This is a genomic window from Streptomyces sp. NPDC101166 (genome assembly GCF_044768125.1).
Lineage (GTDB): Bacteria > Actinomycetota > Actinomycetes > Streptomycetales > Streptomycetaceae > Streptomyces.
On record NZ_JBIWPF010000007.1, the window covers coordinates 1 to 13,166 of the forward strand.

Annotated in this window: 8 protein-coding genes, 1 tRNA gene, 1 other RNA gene and 1 pseudogene; 3 read left to right on the forward strand and 8 right to left on the reverse strand. The window is 73.6% G+C overall.

Annotation, left to right across the window (positions count from 1 at the left end; translation table 11 throughout):
- Positions 1-91 precede the first annotated feature (91 nt).
- The 6 genes from ACIRS4_RS14355 to ffs form a co-directional block, all read right to left on the reverse strand.
- On the reverse strand, positions 92-991 hold the full coding sequence (locus ACIRS4_RS14355; protein ID WP_404194761.1) for a phosphoribosylaminoimidazolesuccinocarboxamide synthase: 900 nt from the start codon (positions 989-991) through the stop codon (positions 92-94).
- A 104-nt stretch (positions 992-1,095) separates the two neighbouring features.
- Positions 1,096-2,661 carry a N,N-dimethylformamidase beta subunit family domain-containing protein gene (locus ACIRS4_RS14360; protein WP_404194764.1) on the reverse strand — a complete coding sequence of 522 codons (1,566 nt, stop codon included), beginning with the start codon at positions 2,659-2,661 and terminating at the stop codon, positions 1,096-1,098.
- A gap of 256 nt (positions 2,662-2,917) precedes the next feature.
- Positions 2,918-4,651, reverse strand: coding sequence for a hypothetical protein (locus ACIRS4_RS14365; RefSeq protein WP_404194767.1), 1,734 nt, complete (start codon positions 4,649-4,651; stop codon positions 2,918-2,920).
- Between the two features lie 600 nt (positions 4,652-5,251).
- Positions 5,252-6,517, reverse strand: coding sequence for a phosphoribosylamine--glycine ligase (purD, locus tag ACIRS4_RS14370; RefSeq protein WP_404194770.1), 1,266 nt, complete (start codon positions 6,515-6,517; stop codon positions 5,252-5,254).
- Positions 6,518-6,649: 132 nt separating this feature from the next.
- The gene (locus ACIRS4_RS14375; RefSeq protein ID WP_404194773.1) at positions 6,650-9,115 is read right to left on the reverse strand and encodes a DNA polymerase III subunit gamma and tau; all 2,466 of its coding nucleotides are present in this window, start codon (positions 9,113-9,115) and stop codon (positions 6,650-6,652) included.
- Positions 9,116-9,176: 61 nt separating this feature from the next.
- An RNA gene (gene ffs / locus ACIRS4_RS14380) (signal recognition particle sRNA small type) lies at positions 9,177-9,275 on the reverse strand.
- Between the two features lie 72 nt (positions 9,276-9,347).
- Here ffs and ACIRS4_RS14385 point away from each other — a divergent pair.
- From ACIRS4_RS14385 to ACIRS4_RS14395, 3 genes are all read left to right on the forward strand, one after another.
- Positions 9,348-9,435 (forward strand) — tRNA-Ser (locus tag ACIRS4_RS14385).
- Positions 9,436-9,952: 517 nt separating this feature from the next.
- Entirely contained in the window at positions 9,953-10,168 is a 216-nt protein-coding gene (locus ACIRS4_RS14390; RefSeq protein WP_404194775.1) for a type II toxin-antitoxin system VapB family antitoxin, read from the forward strand.
- Positions 10,165-10,587, forward strand: a complete 423-nt coding sequence (locus ACIRS4_RS14395) for a PIN domain nuclease (RefSeq protein ID WP_404194778.1) — start codon at positions 10,165-10,167, stop codon at positions 10,585-10,587. The genes ACIRS4_RS14390 and ACIRS4_RS14395 overlap by 4 nt, the downstream gene beginning before the upstream one ends.
- A 145-nt stretch (positions 10,588-10,732) precedes the next feature.
- On the opposite strand, the pseudogene ACIRS4_RS14400 reads toward ACIRS4_RS14395, so the two are convergent.
- Positions 10,733-11,173 (reverse strand): annotated as a pseudogene (locus tag ACIRS4_RS14400) (ABC transporter ATP-binding protein); the annotation flags it as partial.
- A 156-nt stretch (positions 11,174-11,329) separates the two neighbouring features.
- The gene (locus tag ACIRS4_RS14405) at positions 11,330-13,126 is read right to left on the reverse strand and encodes an FtsX-like permease family protein (RefSeq protein ID WP_404194780.1); all 1,797 of its coding nucleotides are present in this window, start codon (positions 13,124-13,126) and stop codon (positions 11,330-11,332) included.
- Positions 13,127-13,166: the final 40 nt, after the last annotated feature.

Consider the following 13,166-nt stretch of genomic DNA (forward strand, 5'->3'; position numbering starts at 1 on the left):
CCACGCTCGAACCGAACTCGCGCGGGAGGTGCCCCCATCGCCGCCGCGAGCCCCGCCCTCCGGGCGGACGACGCTACTTTCGAAACACGCCCTAGTTCCAGGCGGTGCCCGTCAGGAGCTCGTAGGCCTCGACGTACTTCGCCCGGGTGGCCTCGACGATCTCCTGGGGCAGCGCGGGCGGCGGCTGCTCGCTCGTACGGTCCCAGCCGGACTCCGCCGAGGTCAGCCAGTCGCGTACGAACTGCTTGTCGTACGACGGCTGCGCGCGGCCCGGCTGCCACCGGTCGGCCGGCCAGAAGCGGGAGGAGTCCGGGGTGAGGACCTCGTCGGCGAGCACGAGCGTCTCGTCCTCGTAGCCGAACTCGAACTTGGTGTCCGCGAGGACGATGCCCCGCTCGCGGGCGATGTCACGGGCACGGCCGTAGACGTCGAGGGTCGTGCGGCGCAGCTCGGCGGCGGTCTCCGCGCCGACCTGGCGGGCGACCTCCTCGTAGGAGACGTTCTCGTCGTGGTCGCCGACGGCGGCCTTGGTGGCCGGGGTGAAGATCGGGGCGGGCAGCTCGGATCCGTTCACCAGGCCCTCGGGGAGGGCGAGGCCGCAGACCGTGCGGGACTCCTCGTACTCGGCGAGGCCGGAGCCGGTGAGGTAGCCGCGGGCCACGCACTCGACCGGGACCATCCGCAGCGACTTGCAGACCAGCGTGCGGCCCGCCCAGTCGGCGGGGGCGCCGGCGGGGAGTTCCGTGCTCAGGACGTGGTTGGGGACCAGGTCGGCCAGCTGGTCGAACCACCACAGGGAGAGCTGGGTGAGGATGCGGCCCTTGTCGGGGATCTCCGTCGGCAGCACCCAGTCGTACGCGGACGTACGGTCGCTGGCGACCATCACGAGGTCGCCCGCCTCGTCGCGGTACAGCTCGCGCACCTTGCCGGTGTGGAGGTGCACCAGGCCCGGCACCTGAGCCGGCTCGGGCTTTTCTACGAATCCGGACACGGTTCCTCCCCGTGGTTCTGTACAGATGGCTTGATTGTCCCGTACACGGGGGCGGGCCGGGGACGGAGGGTCGGGGAGGAACGGCGGGCAGGGTGCGACGGCCTTCAGTCGCGTTTGCAGATGCGGTCCAGGAGGTTGGCCGTGGCGCGCTGGACGCGGGGGTCCGCGTGGCCGGGGCGGTCGAGGGCGGGGGACCAGGCGAAGGTGCCGGAGGCGAAGACCAGGGCGCCGGAAGGGGCCCGGTAGAGGGAGGTGTCCTGGTGGCGTGGGACGCCGCGGCTGTCGGTGTAGGGCGAGTGGGCGAGCAGGACGCGCTCCTCGTGGGGCGGGAGCGCGGTGCGCGGGTGGTAGCGGTCGGCCTCGCCCGCCACGAGGCCCTCGATCGCGTCGCCCTCGTTCGCCCCGGTCGCCTCCCACAGCCAGTGGCCGGCGTTGCGGACGATCAGCGGGTGCGGCTCGGGCACGCGGCCCGCGTACTGGATGCCCAGCAGCTGCTGCTCGGCGCGGTCGATCTCCCGCCACAGGGCCGCCTTGCCGGGTCCCCTGCGTTTGCGGCAGGTGAGCAGCCGGCCGGGGACACCGGACGGCGACGGACCCAACTCCACCTGCCAGTAGAGGCTGTTGGCGGAGAGGAAGACGAGGGAGGTGCCGCGGTCCCGGGCGAGTTCGACGGTGCGGCGCATGCTCCGCGACCAGTACTCGTCGTGTCCGGGGAAGATCAGGCCGCGGTAGCGGGCGGGATCGACCCGGCCGGCTTCCAGGTCGCGGGCGTCGGCGTAGGCGAGGTCGTAGCCGTAGCGCTCGGCCCAGCGGATGACGTCGTAGGCGTGGCCGACGTGGAGGGGCAGGCCCGCGCCCGCGTACGGGCGGTCGAAGGAGACCGTCGTCGCGGCGTCGGCCTCGCCGAGGAGACGGCCGTCCTCGTCCCAGGCGTGGTAGAAGCTGGCGCCGGTGCGGCCGTCCTCCGGATAGAGGTTGTACGCCTGCCAGGTCACGTCGGGCAGGACGATCAGCAGGTCGGCGGGCCGGTCGTCGCCGACGGTGAAGGGGATGTGCGAGCGGTGGCCGTCGACGGTGGTGAGCACGGCGACGTACGCGCCGACGTTCCAGTACGACGGCACCTGGAGCCGCCAGGAGAGCCACCAGTGGTGGCAGGAGACCGTGCGGTCGGCGGTGAGGGGCGGGGGCTGGACGATGCCGGAGAGGCGCGGGCTCGTGGTGATCTTGGCGGCGCCGTCGCCCTGGTAGTGGCCGATGCGGTAGATGTCGACGCTGAACTCCTGCGGCGGGTCGACCGTGATGTGGAAGTCGGCGGCCTCGCCGGGGGCGACCCTGCCGGTGGAGGTGAACCCCTTGATCTGCCGGCGCACGTCGTCGGCGGAACGGGGGCCTCCGGTCGCGGCGCGCGGGAGGGGGATCCGGGGGGTTGCCGCACGGGTGGCGGCCTCGGCGGGGGCGGACGGCCGGGTCGGCGTCGAGCGGGGGTACGGCGCCAGTGTGGGAGTCTGGGCGGCGCTCTGGTCGACGTACCAGGGGACGAGCCTGCCCGTGTCGTCGAAGTACGTCTCCGCGCCACGCAGCCAGGGAAGGGGCCCCTGCCCGAAGGGGTCCGTCACGGCGTGCGCGAGCGCCCCCGACTCCCATCGGCGGATGTGCGGCTGTCCTCCCATGGTGCTCCCCTCCCTATGGCCCCCCTGGTCGTGTGCGGTGCGGCATTCCTGCGGCGCTCGGACGGCGTGCGGACGGCGTTCGGTATTCAGCTGTTCGTGTGGTTGTCCTATGTCGCCCGCCCATGCCATGGGCGGGATCGGTCCCAGCACATCACATAACGCGCGCAGCCAGTCACTATTCGTTGTGAATTGGCTGAAAGTGGAACCAATCCTTCCTCACCGGTCGCCGCACCCGGGTCATCGGTCGCCGCTCGCCTCAGCCGAGCCGCACCGGCTTCTCCGGGCGTATCCCCAGCTCGACCAGCCAGGTGCGCAGCGGCACCGCGTCGCCGTCCTCGACCAGGCTGAGCACTCTGGGCGCCAGGTCGGCCACGCGCACTCCGTCCACCAGGAGGGTCGGGCCGTCGAGCCAGTCCAGGCCGGGCATGGCGCCGACGGTGTCCATCGCGGCGCAGCAGACCATCGCCGTGACGTGGTCGGCGAGCAGCTCGCGCTCGGTGCGCGGGGGCTGGAGCGGGAAGAGCGGAAGCGCCGCGTCGTCCCAGAGGGCGGCGTCGAGCCCTTGGCCTGCGGCCGCCGCGACCGCGCCCGGCACCGACGGCGCGGCCTCGGCCTCCTCCCGCGCGACCTCGGCGCCGAGCCGGACGGCCAGGGCGCTCTCCGCGCCGTCGGCCTCCGGCGCGGTCGGTCCCGCGCCCCAGCGCGCGCTCTCCGTCAGGTGGTCCAGCACACGGGCCAGCGTCGGGCCGTCGGGCGCCGGGACCGCGGGGTCGGGGGTGCGGCGGACGCCCAGTGCGTCGAGGACGCGGTGCAGCCGGGCCGCGTCGGTGCGCCACTTGCGGTCGACGACCTCGTCGGGATATTCCTGCCAGCCCACCGGCGCCCAGTCGGGGCCGGACTCCGCGGGGCCGCCGTGGAAGAGGCGGGCCGCGAGGAGGGAGGCCGCCTCGTCGATCGCGCCGGGCTCCTCGAGGAGGTCGCAGGCGGGACGCTCGCCGAGGCGGGAGGCGAACCCCTCGGCGAGACGGTCGCGCCGGGACAGCTCGGTCAGGGCGGCGACGACGCCCGCGTCCAGCCGCGACGGCCAGCGGCCCATCCGCCAGGCCGGCAGCGCCACGCGCGTGAGGAGGCGGTCCCAGCCCGCGTACGCCAGACCCACCTGCTCCTGGGCGACGATCCGCAGGCCGTAGTCCACGGCCTGCGCGCGCTCCGCCGCCGCGGCGGCCACCCCGCGCTCCATCTCGGCGGCGTGCACCTGGCAGGCGCGCAGCATCACGCGCGCGGCCCAGCCGATGCCCGCGCACACCATCCGTACGCCGAGGCAGCGCCCGCGGTCGGCGGAGACGGCCACCGCGGCGTCCAGGCCGCGCACGAACCTCCGGGCCGCCGCTATGTCGGGGTGCGCGGAGGGGCCCGTACCGGCGACGACCGGCGCGAGAACGGCACGCAGCTCGCCCACCCGCATCCACCACAGGAACGGCGAGCCGATGACGAGGACGGGTGCGGTGGCCGTACGGCGGTTCAGCCGGTGCTGGGCGCCGGCGATCTCGTCGCGCTCCCGGGGCGGGGGCGGACCGTGGGACGGGTGCGTCCGGTCCTCCAGCCAGCTGTCGCAGTCCGGGGTGAGCGCTATGGCGGACGGAACGGGCACGTCCAGCCGGTCGGCCAGGTCGCGCACCATCCGGTACAGATCGGGGGCCGCGCTCTCGGCGACCGCGACGGTCGGACTGACGGCGGGACGGGCGCGCGCGACGACCAGGGCGACGACGGCGGCGGCGAGCAGGACGAGGACCGCGAGGACGGTGACCGTCCAGCGGGCGGCGTCCCACCCCGGGCCCACGAGGTGGCCGGTGGAACCACCGGCGAGCAGGATCACGGCGGCCGCCGAGGGCAGCAGCGCGACGGCGAGCGCCCGGCTGCGGATGCGCAGCACGGCCAGCGCCCTGGCGCGCGCGGCTTGCGCGCCCGCTTCCACTCTCGTTCCGGTCACGACCGGACGTCACCCCCTCCCCGCGGTCCTGGCGGCGCTTGCCGTGGCGGCACGCCCCGTCGGCTTCGTAGTGCTCACTCCCCCACTGTGGCACCCGCCACTGACATCGCAATGCCGGTGAGCCAAGTGCCGGAACGCTTGCGCCGCACCCTAGTTGGCGCTTCGGCCCCCGTCAGCCGGATGGGGCAGCGCTCACACGATGGAATGGCTCTGGGGAGAGGTGGATGCCGCTGGGCAAAGGTCAGGCCCCGGATTCCACGGCTGTCACCGTGGGAGATCCGGGGCCTTTCCGGGAGGCGTGCGGGTTTGTTCGAAGGGGGCGCGAAGTCCCGTTCGAGGGGGCGCGGGGGGCCGCTCGAGGGGGCGTGCGGGGCGGCGCGTTCGAGCTGTGTGCGAACCCGGCGCGGGGGTGCGCGTCGTTCGCGCCGCGGTCCGTCCGGGGTCCTGGCGCGGGTCCGTCCGGGGCCCTGCCACGACGCTGGTCCGGGCGCGCGCCGCGAGGCTGGTCCGGGGTCCCGCCACGACGCTGGTCCGGGCGCGCGCCGCGAGGCGAGTCCGGGGCCCCGCCACGACGCTGGTCCGGGCGCGCGCCGTGCCGGCTCACGCCCCCGTCGGGGTCTCCGTCGCCGCCTTCGCCGCGATGTCGGTGCGGTGCTGGGAGCCGTCGAGGCCGATGCGCGCGACCGCCCGGTACGCCCGGTCGCGGGCCTCGGTGAGGTCCGTGCCGGTCGCGGTGACGGACAGGACGCGGCCGCCCGCGCTGAGCACGGCGTCGCCGTCCCGCTTGGTGCCCGCGTGCAGCACGTACGCGTGCGGGGCGTCCTCGGCGGCGACCGCGTCGAGACCGGTGATCGGGTCGCCGGTGCGCGGGGCGCCAGGGTAGTTGTGCGAGGCGACGACGACGGTCACGGCGGCCTCGTCGCTCCACCGCAGCGGCGGGAGGTCGCCGAGGTTGCCGGTGGCCGCCGCCATGAGGACGCCGGCGAGCGGGGTCTTCAGGCGGGCGAGGACGACCTGCGTCTCGGGGTCGCCGAAGCGGGCGTTGAACTCGATGACGCGGACGCCCCGGCTCGTGATCGCGAGGCCGGCGTAGAGCAGTCCGGAGAAGGGCGTGCCCCGGCGGCGCATCTCGTCCACGGTGGGCTGAAGGACGGTCCCCATGACGTCGTCGACCAGCTTCGGGTCGGCCCAGGGCAGCGGGGAGTACGCGCCCATGCCGCCGGTGTTCGGGCCCTCGTCGCCGTCGAGCGCGCGCTTGAAGTCCTGCGCGGGCTGGAGCGGGACGACCGTCTCGCCGTCGGTGATCGCGAAGAGGGAGACCTCCGGGCCGTCGAGGAACTCCTCGATGACGACCCGCTCGCAGCCCGCCGCGTGCGCCTTCGCCGCCTCGGCGTCCCCGGTCACGACGACGCCCTTGCCGGCGGCGAGACCGTCGTCCTTGACGACGTACGGGGCGCCGAACGCGTCGAGCGCCTCGGCGACCTCCTCGGGCGTCGTGCACAGGTAGGAGCGGGCGGTGGGCACGCCGGCGGCGGCCATCACGTCCTTGGCGAACGCCTTCGACCCCTCCAGCCGCGCGGCCTCGCCGGACGGGCCGAAGACCGGGATGCCCGCCGCGCGAACGGCGTCGGCGACTCCCGCGACGAGCGGGGCCTCGGGGCCCACGATCACCAGCTCGGCGCCGAGCTCCGTGGCCAGCGCGGTCACGGCCCCGCCGTCCAGGGTGTCGACCTGGTGCAGCTCGGCGACCTCGGCGATGCCGGCGTTGCCGGGGGCGCAGTGCAGCGCGGTGACGGCGGGGTCGAGGGACAGTGAGCGGCACAGGGCGTGTTCGCGGGCGCCGTTGCCGATGACGAGGACGTTCACGGGGGTCAGCCTAACGGGCTGAGGCCACGCGGGTTTGTGCGGGCTTCCGAGAGGCGGGGCGAGGGAGAGCTGTGCGTTCCTCCAAGGCGGGCTCCTGCGCGCTGCGCTGCTCCGAGCGGGCAGGTCGCCCGGCTACTCGTTGGTGAACTCCTCCACCACCGTCGCCCCCAGCTCGCGCATGATCAGGTCGTGCCCGGAGAGCGCGGACTCGTTGAGGTCGGGATCGTCGTCCTCGGGGATGTCGTCCTCGATGGACACCGGGTCCGGGGCGGAGGGCCGAGCCGCGGAGGTCGGCGGCCGCTGGGCGGGCGCGGGACCGGAGGACGAGGTGGAGCCGGAGGCGGGCGCGCCGGGGCCGGTGGAGGACCCGGCGTTCGGGGCGGAGCCGCCGCTGCCGTAGCCGCCGCGTCCGCCGGAGCCGCCCTGGCTCCCGGTGTTTCCGGGAGCGCCGGTGTTTCCAGGGCTGCCGGGGTTGCCGTATCCGCCGCCGCTGTGGGCGCCGCCTCCGCCGCCGTGGCCGGGGCCCTGACCGGACGTGCCGGGACCGCCAGGGCCGCCGGAGTAGCCGGACGGGCCGGGGCCGCCGAAGCCGCCGGACGGCGGGGCTGAGGCCGATCCGCCGCCGGACGGGTCGACGACCGCCTCGATCTTCCACTGGACGCTGAACTGCTCGGTCAACGCCTGACGCAGCACGTCCTCGCTGCCGCTGCCGGCGAAGTTGTCGCGGGCTCCGGCGCTGGCGAAGCCGAGCTGGAGTGTGGTGCCGTCGAAGCCGGTGACCTGCGCGTTCTGGCTGAGCAGGATCCAGGTGAAGCGGCGGCGGTTCTTCACCGCCTCCAGGATGTTCGGCCAGAGCATGCGGGGGTCGAGACCGCCGGCGGGGGGCGTGGAGGAGGCCGGGGCCGCGGGGGCCGCGGGGGCCGGGGACGCGGGTGCGGGCGGGGTCGGGGTCTGCGGCACGGCGGGGGCCGAGGGGGCGGAGGCGGCCGGCCCGGGGGCCGCGGGGGGCCTCCCGCCACCCGCGGGGGCGGCCGTGGGCCAGCCGCCGGGCCGACGGCCGCTGCCGGCGGCGGTGGGGGTCGGCCAGGAGCCGGGGGCGGAGGCCGACGGGGAGCCGGTGTCCGCGGGGGCGGCCGGGGCGGATTCCTGCGCGGCGGCGGGCTGCTGCTGCTGCACAGGCTGGGGCGCCGGGGCGGGCTGCGCCGCATCGGGGGCCTGGGCGGGCTGGACGGCCTGACCGCCCGAAGGACCGCCCCCACCGGGACCACGCACCGCGGCACGGGCCGCGGCCGCACCGCCGCCGGGCGGCACAGGCACGGTGTCGCCGTGGGCAGGACCGGCGGCGGTAGCGGCCCCCGACCCGAAACCGGAACCGCCGCTGTGGGCCTCCGGCCCCGGCACGTACCCCATCGAGGGCATGCCGCCGCCCCCGGCGAAGTTCACACCGCGCTCGATCCGGTCGAGGCGGGCCATGACGGACCGCTCGTCGCCGTACGCGGCGGGCAGCAGCACGCGCGCGCAGATCAGCTCGAGCTGGAGACGGGGCGAGTTGGCGCCGCGCATCTCGGTGAGGCCCTCGTTGACGAGATCGGCGGCACGGCTGAGCTCGGCCGCGCCGAAGACGCCGGCCTGAGCCTGCATGCGTTCGACGACGTCGACGGGGGCGTCCAGGAGCCCCTTGTCGGCAGCGTCCGGGACGGCGGCCAGGATGACGAGGTCGCGCAGCCGCTCCAACAGGTCGGCGACGAAGCGCCGGGGGTCGTTGCCGCCCTCGATCACCCGGTCCACGACCTCGAAGGCGGCGGCCCCGTCGCCGGTGGCGAAGGCCTCGACGACGGAGTCGAGCAGCGAGCCGTCCGTGTAGCCGAGGAGGGAGGTGGCCATGGCGTACGTCACACCGTCCTCACCGGCGCCGGCGAGGAGCTGGTCCATGACGGACATGGAGTCACGCACGGACCCCGCGCCCGCGCGCACGACGAGCGGAAGGACCCCTTCGGCGACGGGGATGGCCTCCTGCCGGCACACCTCGCCGAGGTAGTCCCGCAGGGTCCCCGGCGGCACGAGGCGGAAGGGGTAGTGATGGGTCCGCGACCTGATCGTCCCGATGACCTTCTCGGGCTCGGTGGTGGCGAAGATGAACTTCAGATGCTCCGGCGGCTCCTCGACGACCTTGAGGAGCGCGTTGAAGCCGGCCGACGTGACCATGTGGGCCTCGTCGATGATGTAGATCTTGTAGCGGCTGCGGGCCGGCCCGAAGAAGGCCTTCTCCCGCAGGTCACGCGCGTCGTCGACACCGCCGTGCGAAGCGGCGTCGATCTCGATGACGTCGATGGAGCCGGGCCCGTTGCGGGCGAGGTCCTTGCACGACTCGCACTCGCCGCAGGGCGTCGGCGTGGGCCCCTTCTCGCAGTTCAGGCACCTGGCGAGGATGCGCGCGCTGGTCGTCTTGCCACACCCGCGCGGCCCGCTGAACAGGTACGCGTGATTGACCCGGTTGTTCCGCAGCGCCTGCTGCAACGGGTCGGTGACATGCTCCTGCCCGATGACCTCGGCGAACGACTCCGGGCGATAGCGGCGGTACAGCGCGAGAGACGACACGCTTACGAGGTTATAGGCGCACACCGACAACCGGCCCCGCCGCCCGGACGCCCCCCCGGGAACGCAAAACGCCCCCCACGCACCCGCCAGAGCCGACCTACCCTTGCTGCCTTCCGGCCCTGGGGGAGTTCAGTCAGATAGCGCCGCGTGGGGAGCTGCGCTCAGGTTACCTGATCCCGGACCCGGGGATCGAGTTCGCGAGCACTCCTCTCGGTCATGTAATGTTTCCGGCGGAGGATTCGCCTAGAGGCCTAGGGCGCACGCTTGGAAAGCGTGTTGGGGGCAACCCCTCACGAGTTCGAATCTCGTATCCTCCGCCAGTGCCTCACCGGGCACGATGTCGAAGGGCCCCACCGCTTGCGGTGGGGCCCTTCGACATGTCTCAGCGCTCGTTGCCCTGATTTTCGTCCGCTCAGCCGGCCGGCTGCCCAAGGCTCCACCGATCCGACCACACCGGAACCCGACTCGTTCGGCAGCGGGGTGCCTTTCGCGACGGACACCGAGGGAAATCGTCGCCGGATGCGCGAAGCACCTGTCGTACAGCGATGTCCGCCAGGTCGCCCGCGCCATCGACACCGGTGGGGCGATCACGGTCGAGTACATCGCCACCTCGGGCAACCGAACCGTACGCACCCTCGGCGAGCTGAAACTCGACCCGCCCTACCTCGACGCCTGGTGCCACCTGCGCGAAGCGGAACGCGTCCTTCGCTGTCTCCCGCATCCATGGCGTGACGCCCGCGTAGAACTCTACGGCCGAGGCCGGGCGCCCTGATGTGCCACCTCGTAGGCACCTCGCGAGATATACTTGACTCCACATTCGATATCAGGGAGGCCAGCGTGAGTCGGACGGTTATCGACCTGGACGACGACCTTGTCGCGGATGTCGCCAAAGCCCTCGGGACGAGCACCAAGAAGGAGACGGTCAACACAGCTCTTCGCGAGGTGCTGGAGAGCCGGCGTCGCGCCCTTGCTCTCGCCCGGCTGCGGGCCGCGGCCGGGGATGGCGCATTCGATCTGGAGCTGTTCAAGAACAAGGGGAACTACCGCCGGTGAACGCGGCCCAGTTCCTGATCGACACCAGCGCGCTCGCCCGGTTCATGCACGAGGACGCGGAGCAGTACGGCTGGGACCAGGCGGCAGCCGCCGGTCTCATCGCCACCTGTCCGATCACCGAGCTCGAGTTCTTCTACAGCGCCCGGTCGGCCGCCGACCGAGCGCGCGGCACGGAGGACATGCGACTGATCTTCGGCTGGGTTCCCGTCGATGACCGCGCCTACGACCGCGCCTGGCAGGTCCAGGAAGCTCTCACCAAACAGGGAAAGCATCGCAGTGCGGGTGCGGTGGATCTCGTCGTCGCCGCGACGGCCGAGCTTCAAGGGCTCACCCTCCTGCACCGTGACCACGACTTCGCCTGCATCGCGGCAGTGACTGGCCAGGCTCTCCAGTGGTACGGCCCGGAGAGCGGCAAATAGGCGGGCGACGGTTGCAGTTCTGGTTGCATGCACCTCAGTGCAGCACCGCTCAGGAGCCCTGCCCGCCGCAGCCGCACCGCAGGTCAGAACGCTCCCGCACACCTCAGAACCCCCAGACGAGAGGTGTCCGGACCCTGCTGTCACGTCACCGGGTCCCGAACACCTTGATGCGGTCGAGGAGTGCCTCGGCGGTCGGCCCGCGTAGTTCGTCGATGATCCGGCCGTCGGCGAAGAACAGCACGCGGTCGGACCAGGCCGCCGCGAGCGGGTCGTGGGTCACCATCACCACGGTCTGGCCCAACACCTGGGCGCAGGTGCGAAACAGGCGGAGGACTTCGGCTCCCGAGCGGCTGTCGAGGCTTCCGGTCGGCTCGTCCGCGAAGACGATGGCCGGGCGGCCCGCCAGGGCGCGGGCACAGGCTACGCGCTGCTGCTGACCGCCGGAGAGTTCGGTGGGGCGGTGGGAGAGGCGCTCGGTCAGGCCGGTGGTGTGGACGACCTGGCGCAGCCAGGCGTCGTCCGGGCGGCGTACCGCGATACGCAGTGGGAGGGTGATGTTGTCCGGGACGCTGAGGGTGGGTCGGAGTCCGGTTCGGGCTCTGTGCCGGAACCGACGTGGCGAAGGGTGATCACTCCACCGGCGACGGCGAGTACCAGCAGGCCGCGGTGCCCAGCGCGGAGCTGGACTCGCCGGTGAAGAGGAGCCAGAAGGGCCGTCCCAGGCCGGGGCCGCCCGGGCGGGTCACGACCTTCCCTCCGCGAACTGCCGCTGCACGGTGCGCAGCGGACGGGCGGCCAGGGCGGCGGACACGGCTACCGTGAGCAGGGCCGCGCCGAGCACTCCGGCCGTCCACGACACGTCGACGGCGGGCAGCGGACCGTTGCCCAGGGAGAGGGCGAGCGGTGCCAGGCACACCAGCGCGGTGACCACCGACAGCACGACGCCGATGCCCGCGGCGCCGAGCACCTCATAGAGCACACAGCGCAGCAGCTGGGGCCGGGAGAGGCCGAGGGCCCTGAGATGGGCGCGCTGAGCCCGGCGGTCACGCTGCGCGAGGGCGGTGGTGTTGGCCGCGGCGAGCAGCGCGTACCCGGCTACAACGCCGACGATCAGGTGGCCGGCCAGGTCGTCCTGGGCGCTGCGCGGGGCCAGACCGGCGAGGTACTCGGCACGGTTCTGCACCTGCTGTCCCTCGCTCACCGGCCACCTGCCGGGGGCGCCGCTCAGCAGGATCCGGTCGGCGTGCGGTTCGGGGGTGTGGGCCAGTGCGGTGCGCTCCGGGAGCAGGAACTCGGGGAAGGCGAGGTCCCGGCCGTAGACCGCGGCGAGTTCGAGCGTGCGCTCGCGGCCGTCGCCGAGCGTGAGTGCGACCTTCTGGCCCACCTTCCAGTGGTGACCGTCGGCCTGGGTGACACCCGCGGCGAAGGAGTCCCCGTCCAGGTTCGCCAGGCTGCCGCGGCGTACGTCGGGATCAAGCGTGCCGCCCAGGCGGTCGGCGGGCACGCCCCACGCCGCGCCGGCCACCGATGCGGTCTCGTACGACATGGGGGGTGGTGTCACCTCGGTGGCGATGAGGGGTACGGCGGTGACTCCGGCGGTCTGGGCAGGCTGGGCAGGTAGTCGTCGTCCGGGGTCTGCGACGACCACGGCGTCCGCGCGCAGGCCCTGTTCCGCCTGCCGGTGCACAGCGTCTGCCACGGTGGCGCCCGCGCCCAGGAGGGCGACGGTCACACCGCCCGAGAGAAGCACCGGGACCGCGATCGCCGTGGTCCGCAGCGGTGCGGCACGCAGTCCGGCGGCGGCGATCGGTCCCACCCTGCGGTCACCGAGCCTCAGTAACAGGGCCACCGGCCAGGTCAGGACGGGCACGATCCAGGGGGCGAGGACGGCCAGGGTCGGGATGAGCATCAGTGCGAGACCCATGGCCAGCGCCGCCCGGTACATGCTGGGCAGGTCCATCACCGCCATCATCAGGGGGAGGGGGAGACAGAACATCACGGCCATCAGCAGGCCCGTCACCAGGCGGGCGACGCTCCGCCGGGGTGCCATCGACCGGGACTGGTCCTTCAGCAGATCCATCGCTCCCACCCGGCCCGCCGCGACCACGCTCCCCAGCGCCGACAACACCCCGATCGCAACCACGCCGGCGACGACACCCACGGCCACGCCCCATACGCTCGCTGCCGACGGCAGCTCGACCGAGGCGGGGAACAGGCCCTCCTCCAGGAGCGCCCGCCGCCCGAACGAGGCCAGCGGCAGCATGCCGACGGCAAGGCCGAATGCGGCGGCGGGCAGCGTCAGTCGTACGACGTCGCCGACGACCATGGCCCGAACCCGGCCGGCGGAGGTGCCCAGCGCCCGCAGTACGGCGAAGTGCCCCAGCCGCTGTCCGGTCCACAGGGACACCGTCGAACCGGTGACCATGACCGCGCACATCAGCAGGAGCGAGAGCAGCAGCGACAGCAGGTTGGCCGCGCTGTCGGCCGCCGCCCCTTCCACCGTCTCGGGTCGAGCCGAGACGGTGGTGACGGCCAGCATGAGTAGAAGGCAGGCACCGACACCGCACGCCGTCACCGCG

Excerpts from the sequence above, each read along its gene's own strand:
- ACIRS4_RS14405 (WP_404194780.1), bottom strand. The coding sequence starts at position 13,126 with ATGCTGGCCGTCACCACCGTCTCGGCTCGACCCGAGACGGTGGAAGGG.
- ACIRS4_RS14360 (WP_404194764.1), bottom strand. The coding sequence starts at position 2,661 with ATGGGAGGACAGCCGCACATCCGCCGATGGGAGTCGGGGGCGCTCGCG.